This is a genomic window from Nonomuraea solani (genome assembly GCF_900108335.1).
Classification (GTDB): domain Bacteria; phylum Actinomycetota; class Actinomycetes; order Streptosporangiales; family Streptosporangiaceae; genus Nonomuraea; species Nonomuraea solani.
Window position 1 is genome coordinate 164,119 of record NZ_FNVT01000013.1, and the last position, 24,177, is coordinate 188,295.

Consider the following 24,177-nt stretch of genomic DNA (forward strand, 5'->3'; position numbering starts at 1 on the left):
GGTCTTTGAGCGAAGGACGTCGGGTCTAGCCGTCGCCGGGGGCGAGCCAGTGGCGGGTGAGGTCGCGTACGGCCTCCTGCCAGGGTTGCCGCCGCTCGCCGGCGACGATCGCGTCCGCGGCGCCGTGCAGGACGGTGAACAGGATGGTGGCCGCGATCCGCGGGTCGACGGGGCGGAACGCGCCCTCGTCCATGCCGCGCCGCAGCGCCCTGGCGATGGCGTCGATGATGTCCGGCTCCGCGCGTCCGGGCGCGGACACGGAGCCGGAGTGGAAGACGGCGGCATGGAGCCCGCTGGGCCGGGCGATGGAGTCGATGGCCGCCGCGCATTCGGCGTCGACGGTGGCCCACCAGTCGATCGGCTCGGCGGACTCGGCCAACCGGTGGAAGCGGTCCACGTAGTCGCGCAGCACGCGGTCCCGTACCGCGGCGAGCATCTCCTCCCAGGAGGAGAAGTAGACGTAGAAGGTGCCCTTGGCGGAGTCGGCCTCGGTGGTGACGGCTTGGACCCAGTTGGTGATGTCCTGCCCGGAGTCCAGGAGCCGGATGGCGGCGTCGATGAGTTCACCGCGCCTGGCCTCAGGAGAGAGGCGACGCCGGCTCCTGGAGGCGACCATCGCACCAGGTTAGCCGACCACCCCGGCGTGGGAGACGCGGAGTTCGCTGACGCCGCGCAGGTTGATGTGCTCCCGGTACGGCGGGTCGGCGACGAGCTCGGGTTCCCGTACGCGCCGGGCGAACGCGGTCAGCGCCAGCCGGCCTTCGAGCCTGGCCAGGGGTGCGCCGAGGCAGAAGTGCGGGCCGGCGCTGAAGCCCAGGTGGCGCACCTGTGGGCGGGACGGGTCGAACCGGTCCGGGTCCTGGTTCGCCTCCGGGTCCCGGTGGGCCGCGGCCAGCAGCAGGATGACCAGGCTGCCCTCGGGCGCCTTCGCCTGCCCGACGAGCAGGTCCTCACCGGCCACCCGGGCGGTGAGGTGGACGGGCGGGTCGTAGCGCAGGGTCTCCTCGACGACGGCGGGCGCCATGCCGGGGTCAGCGCGCAGGGCGGCGAGGTGGCCGGGGTTCCGTAGCAGCGCGAGCACGCCGTTGGCGATCAGGTTGACCGTCGTCTCGTGCCCGGCCACCAGCAGCAGCACGATCGTGGAGACCAGTTCGTCGTGGCCGAGCACGTCACCGCCGTCCTCCGCGGCGAGCAGCTCGGAGATCAGGTCGTCGCCTCGCGGGCTCTTGCGCCGGTCGGCGACGAGCTCGTTGACGTACCGGTGCATCTCGACCATGCCTCCCACCCACTCGTTCTGGCCGCCCGGGTCGGAGAAGCCGTCGAGCAGCCGGGTGAGCTGCGCGGACCACCCGTGGAAGAGCCGCTCGTCGGCCTGCGGGACGCCGAGCATCCGGCAGATGACCGTCACCGGCAGGGAGTAGGCGAGGCCGGCCACCACGTCGAACGTCTCCCGCTCGGCCGCGCGATCGATCAAGTCGTCGACCAGCCGCGCGACGGGGGTCTCCATGCGGGCGACGGCCCTGGCGGTGAACGCGCTGCTGACCAGGCGCCGCAGCCGGGTGTGGTCGGGAGGATCAAGGGACAGGAACCAGGGCCGCCTTACCGAGGCCGGCGCGTCGGCGGGGAACGGGTCGGTCTGATCGGCCTGGAAGAACCGCCCGCGTTCGGCGCTGAGGCGCTGGTCGCGCAGCAGGATCTCGCAGTCGCGGTAGCTGGTCACCACCAACGTGGACATCTCCTCGACCCATACGGGGCCGCGGGCGCGGAACTCCGCGTAGATCGGGTACGGGTCGGCTCTCGACGCGGGGTCGAGCAGCTTGCCGACGAGCTGGATACCGGACGGGTGGCTCATGCCGCGCTCCTTTGTTGACCTTAGGTCATTAATAATGACCTGGGGTCAATATGTCAATCGCGGGCGGGGCTGCCTGCTCAGGACGGGAAGTGGATTCTCGTGATCGTCGCGACCCCGGCCACGGGCCGGGCTTCGTGCATGGTGATCACGAGGTGCCGCCGGTTCTGGACTTGGAGGGCGCAGATCCGGATCCGGCCACGTGCTCCCGGCTCGATCCGCGGAGCGCCTTCGACCTGGATGAGACCCACATGGGGTACGTATCCGCGTACCGGCTCGGGACGGCCGATGGACCACAACGGCCGCAGGCGGGGACCGGTACCGCACCGGCTGCCGTTCGACGCCGTCGAAGTCCTGCGAGATGGCGAGCGCGATCTCCCATTCGCCCTGGTGGAGGTAGTCTCGTACCTTGGCCGCGGAATGACCTGACTCGCCCGGGGACCAGATCGGCGGCCGTGCGCAGTGACTGCGCCACGTCAATGGGCGGGCGATCGCCGCCCGGGACCCAGGGATTGCTTGGAAAGGGGATTAACCACTCCTTTCCACTCTCAACGTATAGCGCACCGGGGGGCTTGCCACAAGACCCGGGTCATGCCGCAGAATCGTCGCCCGGAGCCAGAACCTGCGGAAATGGGGGTCGGAGTGCGGGTGCTGTCGTCGATGTACGGGTCGCGCGGCGACGTCGAGCCGCCCGTACCCGCGTGCGCTCCCGCACAGGCGTCCCGGCCACCAGATTCATCACGACTTGCCACGCGCAACGGTCGCAAGCGACCTTAGATCGGAGCCAATAACGTGAATTCGCTGACCACCAGCGCGTTCGACCTTCCCGACCACCTCGCCCCCAAGGCGGACCCGGCGCTGATCGCCCGCGACGTACAGCACTTCGCGGCCATCGCGGAGAGCCTTGAGCAGTCGATCGCCGAGCTGTCCGACCGCCTCGACGCCGAGCGCAAGTCGCCCGGCGGCATCGGCCGGCAGGCGATGGATCGTGATCTGGAGATCCACCGGCTGACCGCTCGCCTGCGCGCCCTGCGCCGCTTCGGCCTCGACCTGTGTCTCGGGCACATGGTCAGCGCGGACGACCCCGAGCCCGTGTACGTCGGGCGGCTCGGCCTCACGGACAGCACCGGCCGCCGGCTGCTGCTCGACTGGCGCTCCCCCGCGGCCGAGCCGTTCTTCGGCGCCACCCACGGCAACCCGATGGGTCTGGCCAGCCGCCGCAGATACCGCTGGACCCGGGGCCGGATCAGCGACTACTGGGACGAGGTGTTCACCTCGGACGGGTTCGAGGGGCACGCCGCCGCGCTCGACGACCAGTCCGCCTTCATCGCCAGCCTGGGCGGCAACCGGTCGCCGCGGATGCGGGACGTACTCGGCACCATCCAGGCCGACCAGGACGCCATCATCCGCGCGGGGTCCCGTGGGGCTCTCGTCGTGGACGGCGGTCCTGGTACGGGGAAGACCGTCGTCGCTCTGCACCGCTCCGCGTACCTGCTCTACTCCGACCCTCGTCTCGGTCACCGGCGGGGCGGGGTGCTGTTCGTCGGTCCGCACCAGCCGTACCTGGCCTATGTCGCCGACGTCCTGCCCAGTCTCGGGGAGGAGGGCGTACAGACCTGCACTCTGCGGGACCTCGTCGCCGAGGGAGGCGGGGCGGCGGTCGAGACCGACCCGGAGGTGGCCCGGCTGAAGTCGTCCGCGGAGCTGGTGAAGGCGATCGAGCCGGCCGTCCGGTTCTATGAGAACCCGCCCACCAAGGGCATGACGGTCACCACCCACTTTTCCGACATCTGGCTGAGCCCCGAGGACTGGGCCGAGGCGTTCGACGCGGCCGAACCCGGCACTCCGCACAACGAGGCGCGCGACCAGATCTGGGAGGAACTGCTCACGATCCTGCTGGACAAACACGATGACGACGAGGCCTCACCCGACCTGCTCCGCAAGTCACTGCTGCGGAACAGGGAGCTGCTCAAGACCTTCAACCGCGCGTGGCCGCTGATCGAGGCGGCCGACCTGGTCGGAGACCTGTGGACGGTGCCCGCCTATCTGCGGAAGTGCGCCCCCTGGCTCAGCACCGACGAGATCCGGCTGCTGCAGCGCGCGGACGCCCAGGCGTGGACGGTGTCCGACCTGCCGCTCCTGGACGCGGCCCGGCTGCGGCTCGGCGACCCGGAGGCGGCACGGCGCAAGCGCCGGCACAAGGCCGACCTCGCCGCCGAGCGCGAGAAGATGAACAAGGTCGTCGACGCCCTGATCGAGTCCGATCACGACGGTGAGGGCCTGGTGACGATGCTGCGCGGAGAGGACATCCAGAACTCCCTGGTCGAGGAGACCACGGCGCCCGGCACCGAACCGGACCAGCTCGCGGGCCCGTTCGCGCACATCGTGGTGGACGAGGCCCAGGAACTGACGGACGCGGAGTGGCAGATGCTGCTGCTCCGGTGCCCGTCCAGGAGCTTCACCATCGTGGGCGACCGCGCCCAGGCCAGGCACGGGTTCACGGAGTCGTGGCAGGAGCGGCTGGAGCGGGTCGGGCTCGACCGGATCAACCTGGCCTCGCTGAGCATCAACTACCGGACGCCGGAGGAGATCATGGCGGCGGCCGAGCCGGTCATCCGGGCCGCGCTGCCGGACGCCAACGTACCGACCTCCATCCGCAGCAACGACATCCCGGTCGTTCACGGATCCGTTTCGGAGCTCCACTCGATCCTGGACACGTGGCTCGCCGCGAACGCCGATGGGATCGCCTGCGTCATCGGGGATCCCACGTTCGAGACGACCTCTCGTGTCCGGTCGCTGACTCCGGAGCTGTCGAAGGGGCTGGAGTTCGACCTGGTCGTCCTCATCGATCCGGAGAAGTTCGGCGAGGGGATCGAGGGGGCGGTGGATCGGTATGTCGCCATGACGCGAGCGACCCAGCAGCTCGTCATCCTCACCAGCTCCTGACAGCCGGAGCGGCTACGGGTGTGCGGGGGCTTTGGCATCGCATTGGCACCATGCCCCGCACACCGGCGGCCACCTGTCAGCACGCCCTCTAGCCCCGCACCGGCGGTCGCGCACCGACCGTCCTCTAGATCGGCGCGCCCGCGATGCCCGGCTGAGCCACTACCGCCGGGCTGGGCAGCCGCCCGGCCGGGTCGCTGCCGCCTGGTGGGGCAGCCGCCTGGCTGGGCCGCTGCCGCCTGGTTGGGCCGTTACTGGAGTTCTGCGGCCTCCACGACGTTGGACAGCAGCAGGGCGCGGGTCATGGGGCCGACGCCGCCGGGGTTGGGTGTGAGGAACCCGGCGACCTCCTCCACGTCCGGCGCCACGTCACCGGCGATCTTGCCGTCCACGCGGGACACCCCGACATCCAGTACGGCCGCGCCGGGCTTGACCATGTCGCGCTTGATGAGCTCAGGCACGCCGGCCGCCGCCACCACGATGTCCGCCCTGCGTACGTGGGCGGCCAGGTCCTGGGTGCCGGTGTGGCAGAGGGTGACGGTGGCGTTCTCGCTGCGGCGGGTCAGCAGCAGGCCCAGCGAACGACCCACCGTGATGCCACGGCCGACCACGACCACGTCGGCGCCCTTGATGGGGACACCGTATTCCTGGAGGAGTAGCACGATGCCGTGCGGCGTACACGGGAGCGGGGCGTCGACCATGTGAACGAGACGGCCGAGGTTGACCGGGTGCAGGCCATCGGCGTCCTTGGCGGGGTCGATGCGCTCAAGGAGAGCCATCGTGTCGAGCTGCCTGGGCAGCGGGAGCTGGACGATGTAGCCGGTGCACGCGGGTGAGGCGTTGAGCTCGTCGATGGCCGCCTCGACGTCGGCCTGGGAGGCGGTCGCCGGCAGATCGACGCGGATGGAGGCGATGCCCACCTCGGCGCAGTCGCGGTGTTTACCGGCGACGTAGATCTGGCTGCCGGGGTCGTCGCCCACGAGGACGGTCCCCAGACCGGGCGTGATGCCGCGCTCCTTGAGCGCGGCCACCCTGGCCGTGAGGTCTGCCTTGATCTTGGCGGCGGTGGCCTTGCCATCGAGTTTCACAGCGCTCATGGCGCAATCCTTCCATGCCCTCCCAGGCCCCCGGCACCGACCCGCACAGGCCCTGCCATGAGCATGGTTATGAGCACGACCGCACAGGTTATCCACAGTGGCCAGGCAGCCACCCCCGAGTTATCCACAGGCCACCACTGACATCGTTGTCATTGATCTTGGAAGGGCTTAGTGTTACGTCGCGCCACCAACACATGCCCGGAGGTCTCCCCTTGCCTTTCCGCCCACCATCCGCCCGGCCGGCCAACCCACTCGCGGCCTCCAACGCAGAGCCGCCACGCGAAGCCCTCGGGCCGTCTCCGGATCCGCGCGGCAAGGGATACGCTCCCAGCCCCTCGCCTCTTGTCCCCGGCTCCGAGTTCGCCGACCGTCCTGGCCGGCCCGACAACCCCCACACACATTGATGACCTGCGTACTCGCCATTGACATCGGAGGAACCAAGCTCGCCGCCGCGCTGGTGGACGAGGCCGGTTCCATCTTGCGTTCCGCCACCCGGCCAACACCGCCTGCGGACGTCATGTCCGTTCTCGCGGCCCTCATAGCCGAGGTGCTGGACGGCGGCCCGCCACCCCAGGCCGTCGGCATCGGCTGCGCGGGCCCGCTCGACCTCGCCACGGGGACCGTGAGCCCGGTGAACATGCCCAGTTGGCGCAAGTTCCCCCTGCGCGACGAGGTGCGCAAGTTGACCGGCCTCCCGACCATGCTCGCGGGCGACGCCCAGTGCTTCGCACTCGGGGAGCACTGGCTGGGGGCGGGGCGCGGCTGCTCGTCGCTGCTGGGCATCGTCGTGTCGACCGGCATCGGCGGCGGCCTGGTGATCGACGGCGCCCCACTCCTGGGCCCCACCGGAAACGCCGGACATGTCGGGCACATGAGCATCGACCCTTACGGCGAGCGCTGCGAATGCGGCGGCCGGGGCTGCGTGGAGCGCTACGCCAGCGGCCCCAACATGGTCCGCTGGGCCCTGGAAAACGGCTGGTCACCCGCCACCGCCGCCGAGCCCAGGCAGGCCCCCGCCCTTCACGCAAGCGAACCCACCGTCCCGGGGGCTCAGCAACCTCATCTCAGCGGCGATGGCAGAGCTTACGACGGCTCCCCAGCAGGTGTCGGAGTTGCCGGGCGAAACGGGGGCGCTGGACGGGACGGGAGCGTTGAGCGCGACGGGGTCGTCGAGCGCGACGCGGCCCTCGACCGTGGCAGCGCCGCAGAGCGTGATGGGACTGTCGGGCGCGGCAGGACCGCAGAAGGCGATGGGATCGTCGGACGTGACGGGGCCACAGAAGGCGGTGGGGCCGTCGAACGCGACAGGACTACAGAAGGCGATGGAGCCGCCGTCAGACGCGACAGGGCCACAGAGGGCGATGGGATCGTCGAACGCGACAGGACCGCAGAAGGCGATGGAGCCGCCGTCAGACGCGACGAGGTCGCAGAGCGCGATGGGGTCGTTGGACGTGACGGGGCCGTAGAGCGTACCGAGGTGAAGGTGGATGCTCGGGCGTTGGCGAGGGATGCCGCTGAGGGGCATCCGGTCGCGGTGGCGGCGTTCGAGCGGGGTGCCAGGGCGCTGGCGGGCATGATCGCGTCCACCGCCGCCGCTGCCGAGGTCACGACCGTGGTCATCGGAGGCGGCGTGTCGGCGGCGGGTGACATCCTGTTCGACCCCTTGAGGCGGGCGTTCGACGATGTCGCCGGGCTCGATTTCGTCAGGGTGGTCCAGGTCAAACAGAGCACCTTGGGGGTACGCGCCGGGCTGGCCGGGGCGGCGAACCTGGCCTGGCAGGCGATCCGACCATCAAGCTGATCTTGTCGTGTGCTCGTAATCGGGGGGTGGGAGGACGGCCGTCGGCCATCGGAAGGTGGAAGCGCGGTTCAGCGCGCTCTGTCGCGACGACTACGGCCGTGGCTCCGGTTTGCCATGTGGCGGGCCGGATGGCGGAGCGTGCGGAAGGGGCTACTCGCGTTCGGCGGCGGCCTGGGCCTCGCGGCGCTCGATGATGCGGCGGGTGAAGGGGATGACTTCTACGACGCGGCTGCCGAGGTAGGCGCCGATGAAGGCGAGGACCAGGAGAACGATGGGGCTGGTGGCCAGGCCGTTCATGGTGACGAAGCCGTGCAGGATCGCGTCGAGCGCCATAGGGGATCTCCGGAGTGCAGGGAGCGAGGAAAGTTCAGGGTAACCCGAGCTGGATAGTGATCGTCGCAAAAACGGATAAAGGGCGACATGTTGGCCATGTCGCCCTTTATGGCTGATCAGGCGCCGAGCGGCGGCCAATCGGCCCCCTGGTCGGCGCGCGATCGGCCCTGATCGCTGACCGATCAGGGCCCTGATCGGTGAGGTGACCTGGCCCCTGATCGGTGGGTGATCGGCGGCGGGTGGTCAGCGACTGAGCGGCGCGCACGGTCAGCCGGTGGGCGGCGGCGATCAGGCGCTGAGCGGTGCGTGATCAGCGCCTGGTCGGTGTGTGATTGTGGCTGGTCAGTGGAAGAAGTGGCGGGTGCCGGTGAAGTAGAGGGTGATGCCCGCCTTCTCCGCCGCCTCGATGACCAGGTCGTCGCGGATGGAGCCGCCGGGCTCGACGATCGCGCGTACGCCCGCCTCCGTCAGCACCTCCAGCCCGTCCGGGAACGGGAAGAACGCGTCCGAGGCCGCCACCGCGCCCCCCACCCGCTCCCCCGCCCTGGTGACCGCGAGGCGACACGAGTCCACGCGGTTGACCTGGCCCATGCCCACGCCCACGGTCGCCCCGTCACTGGCCAGCAGGATGGCGTTCGACTTCACCGAGCGGCAGGCGCGCCAGGCGAACTCCAGGTCCGCCAGCACCTCCGGCGAGGCGGGCGCACCCGTCTTAAGCTCCCACTGCGCCGAGGAGTCGCCGGAGGCGTCCACGCGGTCGACGCTCTGCACCAGCAGGCCGCCGTCGATCCTGCGGAACTCGGTCGCGTCCGCCGGGCCCTGCGGGCAGAGCAGCAGGCGCAGGTTCTTCTTCTCGCGCAGCACCTCCAGCGCCTCCGCGTCGAAGCCGGGCGCGATGACGACCTCGGTGAACACGTCTTTGATCTGGCGGGCCAGCTCAACGGTGACCGTACGGTTGACGGCGATCACACCCCCGTACGCCGACACCGGGTCGCACGCGTGCGCCTTCCGGTGCGCCTCGGCCACGTCGGCGCCGATCGCGATGCCGCAAGGGTTCTGGTGCTTGATGATGGCCACGCAGGGCTCGGAGAAGTCCCAGGCCGCGCGCCAGGCGGCGTCGGAGTCGAGGTAGTTGTTGTACGACATCTCCTTGCCGTGCAACTGCTCGGCGTTGGCCAGGCCACCGCCGGTGCCGCCCGTGTAGAGGGCGGCGCGCTGGTGCGGGTTCTCGCCGTAGCGCAGCGCGGCCTTGCGCTGGTAGGCGGCGCCGGTGAAACCGGGGAACTCGTTCTCGTTCTCGTCCTCGTTCACGTACGTCCCCGCGAACCAGTTCGCCACGGCCACGTCGTACGAGGCCGTGTGCGCGTACGCGATGCCCGCGAGCCGGCGCCGCTCGACCAGCGTGAACCCGCCCTCGGCCAGCGCGGCGCGCACGTCGTCGTAGAAGCCGGGGTCGACCACGACGGCGCAGGTGTTGTGGTTCTTGGCGGCGCCACGGATCATCGCGGGCCCGCCGATGTCGATCTGCTCGACGCACTCCGCACCGGACGCCCCGGAGGCCACCGTCTCCTGGAACGGGTAGAGGTTGACCACGACGAGCTGGAACGGGTCGATCTCCAGCTCGTCGAGCTGGGCCACGTGGTGCGGCTTGGTGACGTCGGCCAGCAGCCCGGCGTGTACGCGCGGGTGCAGCGTCTTGACCCGCCCGTCGAGACACTCGGGGAACCCGGTGAGCTGCTCCACCTTCGTCACCGGGATCCCGAAGGACGAGATCGCGGCGGCCGTACCGCCGGTCGAGACGATCTCCACGCCAGCGCCGTCGAGGGCTCTGGCCAGCTCTTCGAGCCCGGACTTGTCGTAAACAGCGATCAGCGCGCGCCGGATGGCGATGCGTGTCACGTGGATTCCCCTCCTGTGTGGTTGCCGATTCGGACGGTACGTCCGCTGACCGTCCAGCCCTCGCGGGCCATCCGGCCGACGATGTCGACGAGCAGGCGGCGCTCGACGGTCTTGATGCGCTCGTGCAGGCCCGCCTCGTCGTCGCCCGGGAGCACGGGCACCGCCTCCTGCGCCACGATCGGCCCCGTGTCGACGCCCGCGTCGGCCAGCATGACCGTGCAGCCGGTCACCTTGACGCCGTGGGCCAGCGCGTCGCGCACGCCGTGGGCGCCGGGGAACGACGGCAGCAGCGCCGGGTGGGTGTTGAGCAGGGGGAAGGCCGTGAGTGTCGGCGGGCCGAGGATCTTCATGAAGCCGGCGGACACGACCAGGTCGGGCTCGTACTCGGCGATCTTGGCGGCGATCGCGGCGTCCCAGTCGGTTCGCGTCGCATAATCGCGCAATTTTTCAACAAAAGTCGGGACATCGGCCCTCGATGCCCTGGCCAGCCCTTCGATCCCGTCCCTGTCGGCACCGACCGCGACCACGCGAGCGCCATACGACGGATCGGCAGAAGCGTCCAGCAGGGCCTGTAGGTTGGTTCCAGAGCCGGAGACGAGGACGACTAGCCGCCCAGCCTTTGACACGCACACTCCAAAGAGGAAACGAGGGTGGGGGTCACAGGGTATCTGTTCAACGTCCGGCGACGCAGAGGAGGTCAGGTGTCGACACCGGTGAAGGCACCGGCAGGCCAGCAGCCCGCGGATTCAGCGGGCCGCCGAGCGATCTGGTTGTCCATCGCAGCGCTGGCCATGACGTTCATGCTGCCGCTCGCCGGCCTGGTGATGGCGCTGTTCGCGCTCATGGCGGGGATCCGCGCGCTGCCGCTGCTGAAGGGCGCGGGCAGGCCCACGGGAATGGCCGTGGGCGGCATCACCGTCTCCTCGATCGCACTGGCCCTGTCGGCCATGGCCACGGGGATGCAGCTCTATCTCATGGACGAATACTCGGCCTACCAGGAGTGCATGAAGGGGGCGGGCACGGTTTCGTCCCAGGGTGAGTGCTTCACCCAGTTCAGAGACGCGGCGCAGCGCAAGCTTCCGCCCGACGTGCTGGAAGTGCTCGGAGCCATGCAGCCGTAGTGAAGGGCTGAGGTCCCGGGCGGGCTCAGCGCCTGCCCGGGACCGGCAAAGGCGTCAGGCGGGCTGAGCCCCCTGGGCTTCAGTCGCGGTCCCAGGCGTACGGGTCGACGTAGATGACGTGGCCGCCACGGTCGTCCGACTCGTCCACGATGTCCTTGCGCGGTGGTCGCGGCGACGGGTCCGGCTCGGCCAGGCGCGGCCGGGCCTGGGCCAGGGTCTCCGCCTCCGCCGAGGCGTGCTCGTCCTGCCAGTCGTCCCTGATGACCGGGATCTCCTGCGTGTCGGCCTCGGTGGCGTCCATCCAGTGGCCGGGCAGCGGACGCGGGTCCGACTCGGCCAGCCCCACCTTGCTCGCCGCCTTGGCGATGGCCGCGCCCGCCTTGCGTACCGGAGCGGCGGCCTTATCGAGCGGCGCCCGGGCGCGCTTGTTGAGCAGCAGCAGGTTGGCCACGCCCGCGGAGATGCCCGCGGCCACGCCGACCTCGAGCGCCACCGACAGCGCCACCTCCCAGGGCGACGGCCCGATCGCGGCCAGCCGCCCGCCACCGATGGGCCCGCCGGACAGCGCCGCCAGCGCCCCCGCCACGAGCCCGGTCGAGACCCCGGTGAGGAACCCCCACAGCGGCGCGGCCTCATACGACGGCGACGGCGAGATCCTCGCCACCATCACCCCGGCCACGGCCCCCGCCGCGAACGGGACCGCGATCACCGCCATCATCAACGCCGGCACCGGCCCGCTCTCCGGCAGTGCCCCCAGCAGCGGCAAGCTCGGCACCGTGCCGAGCTGCACCCCCGTGGGCGCGACCAGGGTGTCGGCGCCGATGGCGAACCCTGGCCCGGCGATATAGGAGAAGGCCCAGATGACGGCGTTGAGCAGGTAGAGCAGTTGCAGCAGCGCCAGCAGCACCCCGCCCACGAACCCGGGCGAGAGCACATCGGACAGCTCCTTGACCTGCCCGAAGTTCAGGACGAACGCGATCAGCACCAGCGCGAGCCCGGCCACCAGCAGCACGGCCGTGGCGACGGCGGTGCCGACCGTCAGGGCGCGTACGCGCTCGGGCAGCAGGCGCAGCATCACCCGCCAGGGCCCGATCATCCGCGCCGTGGCCAGCGAGCCCGCCAGGAACGCCAGGACGAAGTGGCTGAGCAGCGCCTCGCCGATGAACGGCTGCGTGATCTCGTTGCTCGCCACGAGCGCGATCAGACCCGCCAGCAGCGCGTACGGGGCCGCCAGCGACACCCCCGCCTGCACCACCACGACGAGCTGGGCCTTGCGCCGGGCCCCCGCCTGCTCCTTCGGGCTGTTCTTGGGCAGCCGGGCGGGCAGCCGCAGCCGCAGGTCGGCGTCGCGGGCCATCCATCGCCCGGCGCGGTAGAGCAGGACGGCGGGCAGGATCGTCAGCCCGAGGGGCAGCAACCCGACACGACCGCTGGGGATCGCGAACCCGGCGTGGTGAGCGGCCAGCCAGAGCTGCGCCGCCGTACGGAAGACGCCCGGCAATCCGGCGCCCAGCGTGCCGCGTGGCGCGGCGATCCAGCCGACCAGGGTGAGGGTGGTGAGGGCGGCCAGGCCGACGCCGAGCGTGACGGCGGCGGCCAGCATCCCTGACACCGGCAGCGGCCGTCTCGAATCGTCGTCGTCGCTCGAGACCCCGGGGAGCTTGCCGAGCACTGACCGGGGGGCAGCACGCAACTGGTCGAGAATCGCCGTCACAGTAGGCGATTTTCTCAAGGTTTCCCGACCAGCGCTTGGTTGACGCGCCGCTGGATGACTACTTTGTGCCCACTCCTCTGCCTTTCCTTGTGACGGGCGGCACACGAAAGGGCCCCGCGTATGCACACGGGGCCCTTTCGGAAAGAAGCGGTCAGCGCGCCTGCATGATCTCGCGCATGAGGCGGGCCGTCTCGGAGGGGGTCTTGCCGACGCGGACGCCGACCTTCTCCAGGGCCTCCTTCTTGGCCTGCGCGGTGCCGGCCGAGCCGGACACGATGGCGCCGGCGTGGCCCATCGTCTTGCCCTCGGGGGCGGTGAAGCCCGCCACGTAGGCGACGACCGGCTTGCTGACGTGCTGCTCGATGTAGGCGGCCGCCCGCTCCTCGGCGTCGCCGCCGATCTCACCGATCATCACGATGGCGTCGGTGCCCGGGTCCTCCTGGAATGCCTGGAGGGCGTCGATGTGCGTGGTGCCGATGACGGGGTCGCCGCCGATGCCGACCGCGGTCGAGAAACCGAAGTCGCGCAGCTCGTACATGAGCTGGTAGGTCAGCGTGCCCGACTTCGAGACCAGGCCGATGCGGCCGGCGGTGGTGATGTCGGCGGGGATGATGCCGGCGTTGGAGGCGCCGGGCGAGGCGATGCCGGGGCAGTTGGGACCGATGATGCGGGTCTTGTTGCCCTTGTCGACGGCGTAGGCCCAGAACTCCGTGGAGTCGTGGACGGGCACGCCCTCGGTGATCACGACGACGAGCGGGATCTCGGCGTCGATGGCCTCCTTGACCGCGTCCTTGGTGAACGCCGGTGGCACGAACACGACCGACACGTCGGCGCCGGTCTGCTCCATCGCCTCCTTGACCGTCCCGAACACGGGCAGGCCCTCGTGCGTGGTGCCGGCCTTGCGGGCGTTGACACCGCCCACGACGCGGGCGCCGGAGGCGAGCATGCGGCGGGTGTGCTTGGTGCCCTCGCCGCCGGTCATGCCCTGAACGATGATCTTGCTGTTCTCAGTCAACCAGATGGCCATGGGTCACGCACCTACCGCAGCGAGCTCGGCGGCGCGCTTGGCCGCGTCGTCCATCGTGTCTACCAGCTCGACGCGCGGGAGCGCGGCGTCGGCCAGGATCTGGCGCCCGAGCAGGGCGTTGTTGCCGTCGAGGCGGACCACCAGCGGGTGGGTCACGGCCTCGCCACGGCTTTCGAGCAGCTTGAACGCCGAGACGATGCCGTTGGCGACGGCGTCGCAGGCGGTGATGCCGCCGAAGACGTTCACGAAGATCGACTTGACGCTCGGGTCGGAGAGGATGATCTCCAGGCCCGCGGCCATGACCTCGGCCGAGGCGCCGCCGCCGATGTCGAGGAAGTTGGCGGGAGACGGCTTGCCGGGGAAGGCCTCACCGGCGTAGGCCACCACGTCGAGCGTGGACATGACCAGGCCGGCGCCGTTGCCGATGATGCCGACGTTGCCCTCGAGCTTGACGTAGTTGAGGTCCTTCTCCTTGGCCTTGGCCTCGAGCGGGTCCTCGGCGGCCTTGTCGGCCAGGGCCTCGTGGTCGGCCTGGCGGAAGGAGGCGTTCTCGTCGAGCGTGACCTTGCCGTCAAGGGCCTTGACCTGGCCGTCGGCCGACAGGATCATCGGGTTGACCTCGACGAGCGTGGCGTCCTCGTCAACGAAGCAGCACCAGAGCTTCTCGATGAGCTCGGCGGCGCCGTCGAGCGACTTCTCGGGCAGGCCGCCGGCCACCGCGATCTCGCGGGCCTTCGCGCGGTCGATGCCGGTCAGCGCCGACACCGGCACCTTGGCGACCTTCTCGGGCGCGCTGTGGGCGACCTCTTCGATGTCCATGCCGCCCGCGGCGGAGCAGATGGCGAGGAAGGTACGGTTCGCGCGGTCGAGCAGGAAGGAGAAGTAGTATTCCTCCGCGATCGCGCTGGCCTCCTCCACGAGCACCTTGTGGACCGTGTGGCCCTTGATGTCCATGCCGAGGATGGCCTCGGCCTTGCCGACGGCGTCGGCGGCGTCGTCGGCCACCTTCACGCCGCCCGCCTTGCCTCGGCCACCGGTCTTGACCTGGGCCTTGACGACAACGCGGCCAGTCAGCTGCTCAGCGGCCGACCGCACCTCCTCCACGGTGTGGGCGACGATGCCGCGTGGCACCGGGATGCCGTAGTCAGCGAAGAGCTCCTTCGCCTGATGTTCGAACAGGTCCACGAGGGTCCGTCCTTGCTTATCCGACTGATGTTCGACGGCCCGGTCAACTGCGCTGACGGTCGCGTCCGCTCGCCGCTCGGTAGCGTCGTTCCTCGCTCTCTCACGGCGAGCTCCTGCGTTCAGGGGTGCGTGCCGGGCGTTTCCGCCAGTGAAGCCTAGCCCGAAGCTTGACCTGCCCAGGTCATCGGGTAGCGGTTCTCCCACTATGTGACGGTGATCTCACTTCTCCAGGACGGCCCCTGCACGGAAATTGCACCGATTAGACGCCGTACGCACCGATGCTCGATATAACTTCGTGATCTTCTATCGGCAAACTTAGCCCCTCTTCTTTGCATCAAAGGAAACCTATGAAGCGAATTCTCGCAGGCCTGGCGCTGGCGTCGTCGGCCGCGCTCATCACGGCCACGCCCGCGCAGGCCGCGCCGGCGGATCCGTCGAAGGCATTGAAAAAGCAGTACGTGGCCGGACACGGAGTGCGATTCTCGGAAGCCGTTCGTACACGGTCGGACGGGAAAACGACCGCCATCCTGAGCAGGACCGGCACGCTGGAGTTCGGCAAAAAGGGTGTCGTCGCCGGCGAAGTGCGCGCCAAGGGCGCGAAATCCGCGTTCGTGCCGCCCCGGATGATCGTGGTGGGCGGCAGCAGCTACGCCCAGGGCGACGTGTTCAGCCAGGACCTGCCCGAGGGCAAGAAGTGGGTGCGCTACCCGGGGCAGGCCGACCCGCGCCTCAGCGGCCAGCCGCTCGACATCTTCGAGCCCAAGGTGCTGAAGACGCTCGTCTCGCAGGCCAAGAGCTTCAAGGGCGGGACGTACCGGGGCTCGATCAGCTTCGGCACGATGTCCAAGCTCTACGGCGAGACCGTCGACAAGAAGCTGAGCAAGATCAAGATCTCCTACGCGCTCGGGGTCGACTCCAAGGGCCTGGTCACGGGGATTCGCAGCGAATACACGCTGGACTTCGGCATCCTCGGGAAGAGCACGTCGGCCATCAGCACCCGTTTCACGGGCTGGGGCGCCAAGATCACGATCAAGGCTCCGCCCGCGGACGAAGTGATCGACTTCGACGACCTCGGGTCCGACTCCTCGGTGCCGCAGGAAATCCCGGACGGCTCGCTGAACTCGTTCGGCGGCGCCCGCTAGGCCTTGAGCCTCACCAGTTTTCCCCCTCAACACTTAAGGAACTTCCGCATGAAGCGAATCCTGACGGGCGTGGCGTTAGCCACGACCGCCGCGCTGATGACCGCCACCCCCGCCCTGGCCGCCGCGCCCAAGGACCCGGTGGTCGCCGTCAAGAAGCAGTACGTCGCCGGCAAGGGCGTGAAGTTCACCGAGCGCACCACCATCATCGACGGCGTGACCCGTCAGATCTTCGTCCGGCGCACCGGCACCCTGCAGTTCGGCAAGTCGGGGATCGCGGCCTCGGACATCACCGGCAAGTTCAACATCAACCTGAGCGACCTGGGCGAGCTGCCCGAGGGCGAGACCGGTGACATGCTCAAGGCGATGGCCACCAAGGAGCGCACGGTCAGGGTCGGCACCACGTCGTACCTGTCCGGTGGCATCTGGGCGAGCATGCTGCCCGAGGGCGAGACCTGGTTCAAGGCCGCCAAGGGCCCGACCGGCGGTCTGACCGGCACCTTCGGCCAGCCCCTGAACCTGGCCGAGGCCGCGACGCTGAAGACCCTGCTCAAGGGCGCCAAGGCGAGCGGCAGCAGCTACGCGGGCAAGACCAAGGTGGGCGACGTCTGGAAGGCCTCGCCCTGGCTGCGGGCCAGCCTGCTCGGCAAGCCGTCCGCCAAGGCGCTGAAGAGCTCGTTCTCCTGGAAGATCACCGTGAACGCGGCCGGCCTGCCGACGCGCCTGGTGACGACGTTCCCCGGGTCCGTCCTCGGGGGCGATGGCAGCATCAGCGTCGACACGCGGTACTCCGGCTGGGGTGGCGCCGTGTCCATCAAGGCGCCGACCGACGAGGTCGCGGACAAGTTCGAGAACGGCGAGGACGACCTCTCCAACCTGAACATCCCGCTGGGCAGCCTGGCCGGCTGATCCTGCGTTTTCCAGCCCTCTCCCACCGGCCGGTGGGAGGGGGCTTCTCTCTCTTGTCAAGGACGAACATGAAGCGAGTACTGGCGGCCGCGGTGGCCGCCGCGGCCCTGCTCGGCGCCTCGCCGGCGCAGGCGGTCGCGCCCAAGGACCCGGTGCAGGCCGTGAAGAGCCGGTTCGCCCCGGGGCACGGTGTCAAGATCTCCGAGATCAACCTGATAGGGAAGTCCTCCATAAAGCTCAAGGGCACCTATGGGTTCGGCAGGTCGGGCGTCGTCGCCGCCGACCTGTCCTTCACCAGCGATATCTTTTCCCGCAAGTCATCCACCCTGAAGATCCGCACGGTGGGCAAGTACGCCTACATGAGCAGCGACGACGTCGACCTCCGCCTGCCGGAAGGCAAGACGTGGATCCGCATGAAGGGCGGCGGCCGGGCGGCCATTTCCTCCCAGCCTGTCGATCTCTTCCGGCCTCCGCAGCTCAAGGCCCTGCTCTCTCACGCGGGCTCCGTACGGGACGGCGTCCACCGCGGCACCCTCACCGACAGGCAGGCGCGCAAGGTCAGCGACGGCAGGGGCCACGATGGGTTCGGCTTCCGGTTGAGCACCGACGCCAGCGGTCTGCCGACCCGTCTGTACACCACGGACAAGGAGTCGATCTCGAAGGCGGCGGAGTACACCGACACCAGGTACACCGCCTGGGGCCACGAGGTCACGATCGCGCCCCCGCCCGACCACGAGGTGATCGACGAGGACGCGGTGGCGGACGCCATTGTGGACGAGCTGCTCGATGAGCTCAAGGTGATCCCCAACGAGGCGCTCGGCTCCCAGGGCCGGTAGCCCCGATCAGCCCAGGCGTGATTCCCGCAGGCTCGCCCACTCCAGGGAGTGCCTGATGCCCTCCTCGATCGAGTATCGGGCCCGCCAGCCGAGCAGGCGGTGGGCCCGGTCGCTGCGGGTGTAGGCGCCGGCCACGTCGCCAGGGCGGGCGGGGGCCTCGACGACCTCGATCGGGCGGTCCACGACCCGGTTGAACGCCTCGGCCAGCTCGCGGACGGTGGTGCCGGCGCCGGTGCCGAGGTTGATCACGTCGGCGTCCAGCTCGTCGAACCGCCGCAGGGCCGCGACGTGGGCGGCGGCCAGGTCCCAGACGTGGACGTAGTCGCGGATGCCGGTGCCGTCGCTGGTCGGGTAGTCGGTGCCGGTGATCTGGAAGGGGACGCCGTCCTCGTACGCGCCGATCATCTTGCCGAGGGCGTGACTGGGACGGCGGAGCTGCAGGCCGGTGCGCATCTGGGGGTCGGCGCCGATGGGGTTGAAGTAGCGCAGCGAGAGGATCTTGATGGGGCGGGTGGCGGTGATGTCGGCGAACATGGCCTCGCACACCGCCTTGGTGCGGGCGTACGGGCTCTGGGGGTCCAGGGGGGACTCCTCGGTCACCGTGTGGTCGTCGCCCGTGCGGTAGATGGACGCCGAGGAGCTGAAGATCATCCGGGTGCGGCCGTTGCGGAGCAGATGGTCGACGAACTCGAGGCTTTTGGCGACGTTCGCGCGGTAGTAGCCGACGGGGTCGGCGACGGAATCGGGGACCACGATGAGGGCCGCGCAGTGAATGACGGCGGCTATATCGGGATTTTCCGCAAATATCTTGTCAATCAGCGGGCCGTCGCTGATATCGCCTTCATAGAAGACCCGGCCCTCGGCGAACTCGCGCCGCCCTGTCACGAGACTGTCCAGAATCACGGGGTCGATCCCGGCGTCCAGGCACGCCGACGCGACCGTGCTTCCGATATAGCCCGCCCCACCAGTAATCAAAACACGCATCCCCGAAGCCTAATGGCTCCGCCGTGATTACCCATCTGTTACTGCCGTCTCCTATGAACACCCATCTGTTACGGCTCCGCCCCGCCCCGGCCACCCGCCGCACCTTGGCTGAGGACCTTCCAGGGACACGGCCTCTGACCCTTCAGTGGCGCGCCGCCGCTACGAAGCGCACAGTGGGCCGGGCTCCGTGGCCAAAAGCCGTACCGGCATGGACGCTCTTGACCCGAAGCCGGATCCGTCGGAGCACCCGCCACCCACCACCACCGGCCCCACACCACCACAGGACCACCACCCCCTCCCCACCCCACGGGACCACAGGCCCCTCCCACCACAGGACCACCGAACTCTCTCCCCCCCGGGGCCACAGGAGCCCCGGGCCTCCGGGCCCCCGGGCCCCCGGGCCTCCGGGCCTCCGGGCCTCCGGGCCTCCGGGCCTCCGGGCCTCCGGGCCTCCGGGCCCACGCCATCACCCGGACCAGCGGCCCCACCATGGCCGGATCGCCGGGACCGCCCAACCCTTGGCCTCCGCCCGGCCACCGGACCGCCGGATCGGCACGCCTGCAAGCGCTTTCCCGACCTTGTCGTACCCCCGGTCTGGTCTTGTCGGCTTTGGCGTGCGACATTTCCTGATATGGGCAGAGATGTGCCAGTCGTCGTGTTCAGTCGGGACGATCGCCGGAAATATCGGGAAAAAGTCCATCGATGTCTTGATGTCTTCGCGCAGATGCTGCGTGAGTCCCGGTTCGAGTTCGACCGCCCGCTCGCCGGCCTGGAGATCGAGCTCAACATCGTGGACGCCAGGGGCGAGGCCGCCATGCGGAACGCCGAGGTGCTCGACGCCATCAAACAGCCGGACTGGGCGACGGAGCTGGGCCAGTTCAACATCGAGATCAACATCGAGCCCCAGGACCTGGCGGGCGACGGCGCGCTGCGCCTGGAGGACGACGTCAGGGCCAGGCTCAACCACGCCGAGGAGCGTGCCCGTTCCCAGGACGGTCACCTCGTACTGATCGGAATCCTGCCCACCCTGCGCGAACAGGACATCGGCGAGGGCACCCTCTCGGCGAACCCCCGCTACCGGCTTCTCAACGAGCAGATCTTCGCCGCCCGGGGCGAGGACCTGCACCTGGCCATCGAGGGCGTCGAACGTCTCGACACGCACGCGGACAGCGTCGCCCCCGAGGCCGCCTGCACCAGTGTGCAGCTCCATCTGCAGGTCAGCCCGGACGAGTTCGCCGCGCACTGGAACGCGGCCCAGGCCATCGCCGGGCCCCAGGTCGCGGTGGCGGCCAACGCGCCGTACCTCTTCGGCAGGGAACTGCACAGAGAGACCAGGATCGCCCTGTTCGAGCAGGCCACGGACACGCGGCCGGCGGAGTTGAAGGCGCAGGGCGTACGGCCGCGCGTGTGGTTCGGGGAGCGGTGGATCACGAGCGTCTTCGACCTGTTCGAGGAGAACGTCAGCTATTACCCCGCGCTGCTGCCCCTGTGCGAGAACGAGGACCCGCGCGCCGAGCTCGAACAGGGCCGCATCCCCGAGCTCCACGAGCTGACCCTGCACAACGGCACCATCTACCGGTGGAACCGGCCCGTTTACGCGGTCGTTGACGGCGTGCCCCATCTCCGCGTGGAGAACCGCGTCCTGCCCGCCGGGCCGTCCGTGGCCGACATCGCGGCCAACGCCGCGTTCTACTACGGGCTGATGCGCGTGCTGCCCTACACCGAGCGGCCGATCTGGAGCCAGATGTCGTTCCAGGCGGCCGAGGACAACCTCGCGGCCGCCGCCAGGCACGGTCTGGACGCGCGGCTGTACTGGCCGGGGATCGGCGAGGTGCCGGCGGCCGAGCTGATCCTGCGGCGACTGCTGCCCATGGCGCACGAAGGGCTGGCAAGGTGGGGCGTGGACCGCTCCGTCGCGGACCGGCTGCTGTCGATCGTCGAGGGCCGATGCCTGTCCGGCCGTACCGGGGCGAGCTGGCAGGTGGACCGGGTGCGCGCGCACAAGGGCGACCGGCACGAGGCGTTGCGGTCCATGACACTCGAGTACATCGAGCGGATGCACACCAACGAACCCGTACACACTTGGGATGTGTAGAACCCGTGACCCGTGCCGTGACCCGCGCCCTGCTCCTCGCCCTGGTCCTGCTGTGCGCCGCGTGCGGTCTCGTCAGGCCGCCCTCCATGGACGCGCGGGGCGCCGACTCGTTCGAGGACGACGTACGCGCGGCGCGTGAGCTGTCGGAGGAGTTCTGGAAGCAGCAGTTTCAGCAGTTCGGCGAGACATATCGCCCTATCAGGGACTTCATCCCCTACTCGGGCGACGCCGGTCCCAGTTGCGGCGGCGAGCCGTCGGTTCCCAACAACGCCTTCTACTGCCCGGACGGGCACTTCATCGCGTACGACCAGGGGTGGATGGAGGGGTTGTGGAACGAGATGGGGGACGGATCCGTCTATGTCATCATTCCGCATGAGTTCGGCCACGCCATCCAGGCCCAGCTCCAGACCAGCTTCTCCCTGAACGTGCAACTAGAGCTCCAGGCCGACTGCTACGCAGGCGGAACCCTGTCGGCCCTGGTCGGCGCGGGCGCGCTGACGACGGATCCAGGCGACGAGAACGAGCTGTTCGTGAGCCTGGCCGCCGCCGGCGACCCGACGGACGACTGGCTGAACCCGGCCGCCCACGGCACGGCCGAACAACGGCAGTCGTCGTTCGCCAAGGGCTACCAGGGCGGGGTGAGCACCTGCTGAGGTCGTACGCGGCCACGCACGTCGAACCTGGGGATGTAGTGGCGGGTCAGCCCACAGGATGATGTGGTCGATCATGACCACGCTCTACCTTTGACCCATGCCACTGGAGGAGATCGGCTGGCTGCGCAGGGGTGCGTGCCGGTCCAGCGACCCTGACCTCTTCTTCCCCCTCGCACCCACCCCACTGCAGGAGGCACACGCCAAGGCGGTGTGCGCGGGGTGCGGGGTACTGAACGAGTGCCGCGCCTACGCCTTACGCGCCGGGGAGTCGGAGGGCATCTGGGGCGGCCTCACCCCAGAAGAACGCCGCCGCACCCGCTTCCCCGAAGGCTGGCGTCGCCCCGCCGCGTCCTAGCCCTTCAACCCGCCAACGGGCCGCCTGCCCAGGGCTACCCGACCGAAGGGACCACTCATCGGGTCGACTCGACAACGGGCGTTGAACCCCGAACCGCTCAATAGCGAACGACCACACGCCGTGCGGCAGGCGGGCCGAAGGACAGAGCGAGTGGATCGCAGGGCAGGCGGGCCGAAGGGCGGCCGCGCGGCAAAGCGAGCGGGTCGCGGGCAGGCCGGTCGCGCGGCAGCGCGAGCAGGTCGCGGGCAGGCCGGTCCCGGGGCAACGCGAGCAGGTCGCGGGGCAGGCGGGTTGGGGGCGGGCGCAGGTGGGTGGGGGCGCGCGTAGCCTGCAAGGGTGTTGTTTCGTTCCGTGGTCGTTCTTGCCGCCGCCAACATCCTGAACAACAAGATCGCCCCCCGTCTAGGCCCCCTGACCTCTGCTGCCGCGACCGCCGCCCTCGTCGCCATGGCTCGCCGGTCTGGTCTGTCCTGGGAGGAGATCGGGTTCGAGCATGGCCGGCGTGGTGCCGTGGCCGGGGGGGCCTTAGCGGCTGCCGTGGCCGGTGTCTATACGGCCGGGATCGCGCTCCCCCGTACCAGAGCGTTGTTTCAAGATGAACGGGCCCTGTCGCTCTCGCGCGCCCGCGTTCTGGAAGAAGCCCTGGTGCAGGTGCCCTTTGGGACGGTGTTGCTGGAGGAGGTGGGTTTTCGGGGCGCCCTGTACGGCATGTTGCGGCAGCGGCACGGCACCGTGGCGGCCACGTCCGTTTCCTCGGCTCTGTTCGGGCTCTGGCATATCCTGCCGGCCATCGATATGGCCCGGGCCAACCCTGCCCTGGGTGCGCTGACGGCGGGTGAGTCGCCAGGGCATCTGGACACCGCCCGCGTGGTGGTGGGCAGTGTTGTGTCCACGGCGGCGGCTGGGGTGTTGTTCTGTGAGTTGCGCCGTCGCCGGGGGCTGCTGACGCCGGCCATGCTGCACCTGGCGACCAACTCTTTCGGCTACCTCTTCGCCCGGATCGCGGCCAAGGGGGAAAGGCCCACTCCCAAAGAGGCCTGAAGCGCAAGCCTGTCCAGGATGTGTGGTTCGCCCGGACCGTTACGCAATGTTAGGTCGGAAGGTGGGTGCGCACACTGTTCCAGGTGGATCATCGGCCCCGCTCGGGGTGAAGGTTTTCATCTGCCGGCAGAGTATTCTCCTCCGCCTCTCAACTCCCCTTATGGCCAGATCAGCTCGAAGCTTTAACGTCTGCGAAGCGCGTTCTCTCATGCCCGCATCGGCTTGAGGTGCCCGCACAACGTCATCGAGCAAACTGATATACGCCGGAGGTACGGAGGTGCTGTTGCATGCGTACGGTAATCGACATCGACAAGGAGCTCCTGGAGGCGGCCCAGCAGATGCTAGGTACGCCGACCATGAGAGAAACGGTCCACGCCGCGCTGCGGGCGGTCGTCGACAGGGACGCGGGCAAGGCGTGTGCGATCAGAGCGTTCGAGTTCTGGCGCACGGAGGGGAGCCAGGAACTGCTGGATCCGGAGATCACGAAGCATGCGTGGCTACGACAGGACTGATGTATCTCCTCGACAAGAGCGCCCTGGCCCGCATCCGCGCCAGTGATGTCGTCGCCCAGGCGCTCCACCCGCTCTTCGCGGCGCGGGAGGTGGCGACCTGCAGCGTCATCGACCTGGAGGTGCTCTACAGCGCCCGCGACTACGCCCACTATCAGCGCATGCTGCACGCCCAGCGCCAGTGCGTCCTGCTCCCCGTGGACCAGGAGGTGCAGGCGCGCGCCATGGCCGTGCAGCGGCAGCTCGTCGAGATCTCCCAGCATCGTGGCATCGGCCCGAACGAGCTGCTGATCGCCGCCTGCGCCGAGGTGCACGGGGCGACGATCCTGCACTACGGCCATGCCTTCGACATCATCTCGGAAGTGACCGGGCAGCCCTCGCTATGGGTGGTGCCGCCCGGTTCGGTCCCCTGAGGCCACCAGAGGTCTCTGAGGTTGTTCGAGGTCCCTGAGGTTCCAGAGGCCACCCGAGGTCTTTGAGGTCCTTGGGGTTCCGAAGGCGCCCTCAGGTCCGAAGGTCCCCTCAGGTCCGAAGGTCCCCTCAGGTCCGAAGGTGCCCGGAGGTGCCCGAAGGTGCCGAAGGTGCCGAAGGTCCCGGAGGTGCCCGAAGGTCCCGGAGATGCCCCTGCGGGTCCCGGAGGCGCCCTGAAGGTTCCGGAGGCGCCCTGAAGGTTCCGGAGGCGCCCTG

At 69.4% G+C, this 24,177-nt stretch carries 22 protein-coding genes; 12 read left to right on the forward strand and 10 right to left on the reverse strand.

What is annotated here, in order from left to right:
- Positions 1–25 precede the first annotated feature (25 nt).
- Positions 26–616 (reverse strand): TetR/AcrR family transcriptional regulator, encoded by a 591-nt coding sequence (locus C4V41_RS37580; protein WP_103960760.1) that lies wholly within the window; start codon positions 614–616, stop codon positions 26–28.
- A gap of 9 nt (positions 617–625) precedes the next feature.
- On the reverse strand, positions 626–1,852 hold the full coding sequence (locus tag C4V41_RS37585) for a cytochrome P450 (RefSeq protein WP_103960761.1): 1,227 nt from the start codon (positions 1,850–1,852) through the stop codon (positions 626–628).
- A 789-nt stretch (positions 1,853–2,641) separates the two neighbouring features.
- On the opposite strand from C4V41_RS37585, the gene helR reads away from it, so the two are divergent.
- A complete protein-coding gene (gene helR / locus C4V41_RS37590; RefSeq protein ID WP_103960762.1) occupies positions 2,642–4,795 on the forward strand; it encodes an RNA polymerase recycling motor ATPase HelR in 2,154 nt (717 codons plus the stop codon).
- Positions 4,796–5,043: 248 nt separating this feature from the next.
- Here helR and C4V41_RS37595 read toward each other — a convergent pair whose 3' ends face one another.
- Positions 5,044–5,889, reverse strand: a complete 846-nt coding sequence (locus C4V41_RS37595; protein ID WP_103960763.1) for a bifunctional methylenetetrahydrofolate dehydrogenase/methenyltetrahydrofolate cyclohydrolase — start codon at positions 5,887–5,889, stop codon at positions 5,044–5,046.
- Between the two features lie 403 nt (positions 5,890–6,292).
- Between C4V41_RS37595 and C4V41_RS37600 the strand changes: the two genes are divergently transcribed.
- Positions 6,293–7,690 (forward strand): ROK family protein, encoded by a 1,398-nt coding sequence (locus tag C4V41_RS37600; protein WP_235030625.1) that lies wholly within the window; start codon positions 6,293–6,295, stop codon positions 7,688–7,690.
- Positions 7,691–7,840: 150 nt separating this feature from the next.
- On the opposite strand, the gene C4V41_RS37605 is transcribed toward C4V41_RS37600, so the two are convergent.
- The 3 genes from C4V41_RS37605 to purN all read right to left on the reverse strand — a co-directional run bounded on the left by C4V41_RS37605 (position 7,841) and on the right by purN (position 10,548).
- A complete protein-coding gene (locus tag C4V41_RS37605) occupies positions 7,841–8,023 on the reverse strand; it encodes a hypothetical protein (RefSeq protein WP_103960764.1) in 183 nt (60 codons plus the stop codon).
- 342 nt (positions 8,024–8,365) lie between these two features.
- Positions 8,366–9,922, reverse strand: a complete 1,557-nt coding sequence (purH, locus tag C4V41_RS37610; protein ID WP_103960765.1) for a bifunctional phosphoribosylaminoimidazolecarboxamide formyltransferase/IMP cyclohydrolase — start codon at positions 9,920–9,922, stop codon at positions 8,366–8,368.
- Positions 9,919–10,548 carry a phosphoribosylglycinamide formyltransferase gene (gene purN, locus C4V41_RS37615; protein ID WP_235030626.1) on the reverse strand — a complete coding sequence of 210 codons (630 nt, stop codon included), beginning with the start codon at positions 10,546–10,548 and terminating at the stop codon, positions 9,919–9,921. Before purN ends, purH begins: the two co-directional genes overlap by 4 nt.
- 75 nt (positions 10,549–10,623) lie before the next feature.
- On the opposite strand from purN, the gene C4V41_RS37620 reads away from it, so the two are divergent.
- Complete coding sequence (locus C4V41_RS37620) at positions 10,624–11,043, forward strand: hypothetical protein (protein ID WP_235030627.1); 420 nt, start codon at positions 10,624–10,626, stop codon at positions 11,041–11,043.
- 79 nt (positions 11,044–11,122) lie between these two features.
- Here C4V41_RS37620 and C4V41_RS37625 read toward each other — a convergent pair whose 3' ends face one another.
- From C4V41_RS37625 to sucC, 3 genes are all read right to left on the reverse strand, one after another.
- Positions 11,123–12,757 carry a cell division protein PerM gene (locus C4V41_RS37625; RefSeq protein WP_103960767.1) on the reverse strand — a complete coding sequence of 545 codons (1,635 nt, stop codon included), beginning with the start codon at positions 12,755–12,757 and terminating at the stop codon, positions 11,123–11,125.
- A gap of 151 nt (positions 12,758–12,908) precedes the next feature.
- The gene (gene sucD, locus C4V41_RS37630) at positions 12,909–13,784 is read right to left on the reverse strand and encodes a succinate--CoA ligase subunit alpha (protein ID WP_103960768.1); all 876 of its coding nucleotides are present in this window, start codon (positions 13,782–13,784) and stop codon (positions 12,909–12,911) included.
- 3 nt (positions 13,785–13,787) lie between these two features.
- Positions 13,788–14,969 carry an ADP-forming succinate--CoA ligase subunit beta gene (gene sucC, locus C4V41_RS37635; RefSeq protein ID WP_103960769.1) on the reverse strand — a complete coding sequence of 394 codons (1,182 nt, stop codon included), beginning with the start codon at positions 14,967–14,969 and terminating at the stop codon, positions 13,788–13,790.
- 347 nt (positions 14,970–15,316) lie between these two features.
- Between sucC and C4V41_RS37640 the strand changes: the two genes are divergently transcribed.
- The 3 genes from C4V41_RS37640 (at position 15,317) to C4V41_RS37650 (ending at position 17,853) form a co-directional block, all read left to right on the forward strand.
- Complete coding sequence (locus C4V41_RS37640; RefSeq protein ID WP_103960770.1) at positions 15,317–16,111, forward strand: hypothetical protein; 795 nt, start codon at positions 15,317–15,319, stop codon at positions 16,109–16,111.
- A 48-nt stretch (positions 16,112–16,159) separates the two neighbouring features.
- Positions 16,160–17,017 (forward strand): hypothetical protein, encoded by an 858-nt coding sequence (locus tag C4V41_RS37645; RefSeq protein ID WP_103960771.1) that lies wholly within the window; start codon positions 16,160–16,162, stop codon positions 17,015–17,017.
- A 68-nt stretch (positions 17,018–17,085) separates the two neighbouring features.
- A complete protein-coding gene (locus C4V41_RS37650) occupies positions 17,086–17,853 on the forward strand; it encodes a hypothetical protein (RefSeq protein WP_103960772.1) in 768 nt (255 codons plus the stop codon).
- Between the two features lie 6 nt (positions 17,854–17,859).
- Here the strand turns inward: C4V41_RS37650 and galE are convergent, their stop codons facing one another.
- Entirely contained in the window at positions 17,860–18,837 is a 978-nt protein-coding gene (gene galE, locus C4V41_RS37655) for a UDP-glucose 4-epimerase GalE (protein WP_103960773.1), read from the reverse strand.
- 724 nt (positions 18,838–19,561) lie between these two features.
- Here galE and C4V41_RS37660 point away from each other — a divergent pair.
- From C4V41_RS37660 to C4V41_RS37685, 6 genes are all read left to right on the forward strand, one after another.
- Positions 19,562–20,932 (forward strand): glutamate--cysteine ligase, encoded by a 1,371-nt coding sequence (locus C4V41_RS37660; RefSeq protein WP_235030628.1) that lies wholly within the window; start codon positions 19,562–19,564, stop codon positions 20,930–20,932.
- Between the two features lie 5 nt (positions 20,933–20,937).
- The gene (locus tag C4V41_RS37665; RefSeq protein WP_103960775.1) at positions 20,938–21,585 is read left to right on the forward strand and encodes a neutral zinc metallopeptidase; all 648 of its coding nucleotides are present in this window, start codon (positions 20,938–20,940) and stop codon (positions 21,583–21,585) included.
- A 97-nt stretch (positions 21,586–21,682) separates the two neighbouring features.
- A complete protein-coding gene (locus tag C4V41_RS37670; protein WP_103960776.1) occupies positions 21,683–21,940 on the forward strand; it encodes a WhiB family transcriptional regulator in 258 nt (85 codons plus the stop codon).
- Between the two features lie 336 nt (positions 21,941–22,276).
- Complete coding sequence (locus C4V41_RS37675; protein WP_103960777.1) at positions 22,277–22,981, forward strand: CPBP family intramembrane glutamic endopeptidase; 705 nt, start codon at positions 22,277–22,279, stop codon at positions 22,979–22,981.
- A 287-nt stretch (positions 22,982–23,268) separates the two neighbouring features.
- Positions 23,269–23,493 carry a type II toxin-antitoxin system VapB family antitoxin gene (locus tag C4V41_RS37680; RefSeq protein WP_103960778.1) on the forward strand — a complete coding sequence of 75 codons (225 nt, stop codon included), beginning with the start codon at positions 23,269–23,271 and terminating at the stop codon, positions 23,491–23,493.
- A complete protein-coding gene (locus tag C4V41_RS37685) occupies positions 23,493–23,903 on the forward strand; it encodes a PIN domain-containing protein (RefSeq protein ID WP_235030629.1) in 411 nt (136 codons plus the stop codon). The genes C4V41_RS37680 and C4V41_RS37685 overlap by 1 nt, the downstream gene beginning before the upstream one ends.
- Positions 23,904–24,177 lie beyond the last annotated feature (274 nt).

What these genes read in the sequence shown, in the direction of transcription:
- C4V41_RS37580 (WP_103960760.1), bottom strand. Translation starts at nt 616, where the DNA reads ATGGTCGCCTCCAGGAGCCGGCGTCGCCTCTCTCCTGAGGCCAGGCGC.
- C4V41_RS37585 (WP_103960761.1), bottom strand. Translation starts at nt 1,852, where the DNA reads ATGAGCCACCCGTCCGGTATCCAGCTCGTCGGCAAGCTGCTCGACCCC.
- C4V41_RS37595 (WP_103960763.1), bottom strand. Translation starts at nt 5,889, where the DNA reads ATGAGCGCTGTGAAACTCGATGGCAAGGCCACCGCCGCCAAGATCAAG.
- C4V41_RS37600 (WP_235030625.1), top strand. Translation starts at nt 6,293, where the DNA reads ATGACCTGCGTACTCGCCATTGACATCGGAGGAACCAAGCTCGCCGCC.
- C4V41_RS37605 (WP_103960764.1), bottom strand. Translation starts at nt 8,023, where the DNA reads ATGGCGCTCGACGCGATCCTGCACGGCTTCGTCACCATGAACGGCCTG.
- sucD (WP_103960768.1), bottom strand. Translation starts at nt 13,784, where the DNA reads ATGGCCATCTGGTTGACTGAGAACAGCAAGATCATCGTTCAGGGCATG.
- C4V41_RS37640 (WP_103960770.1), top strand. Translation starts at nt 15,317, where the DNA reads ATGAAGCGAATTCTCGCAGGCCTGGCGCTGGCGTCGTCGGCCGCGCTC.
- C4V41_RS37645 (WP_103960771.1), top strand. Translation starts at nt 16,160, where the DNA reads ATGAAGCGAATCCTGACGGGCGTGGCGTTAGCCACGACCGCCGCGCTG.
- C4V41_RS37650 (WP_103960772.1), top strand. Translation starts at nt 17,086, where the DNA reads ATGAAGCGAGTACTGGCGGCCGCGGTGGCCGCCGCGGCCCTGCTCGGC.
- galE (WP_103960773.1), bottom strand. Translation starts at nt 18,837, where the DNA reads ATGCGTGTTTTGATTACTGGTGGGGCGGGCTATATCGGAAGCACGGTC.
- C4V41_RS37660 (WP_235030628.1), top strand. Translation starts at nt 19,562, where the DNA reads ATGCTGCGTGAGTCCCGGTTCGAGTTCGACCGCCCGCTCGCCGGCCTG.
- C4V41_RS37670 (WP_103960776.1), top strand. Translation starts at nt 21,683, where the DNA reads ATGCCACTGGAGGAGATCGGCTGGCTGCGCAGGGGTGCGTGCCGGTCC.
- C4V41_RS37680 (WP_103960778.1), top strand. Translation starts at nt 23,269, where the DNA reads ATGCGTACGGTAATCGACATCGACAAGGAGCTCCTGGAGGCGGCCCAG.
- C4V41_RS37685 (WP_235030629.1), top strand. Translation starts at nt 23,493, where the DNA reads ATGTATCTCCTCGACAAGAGCGCCCTGGCCCGCATCCGCGCCAGTGAT.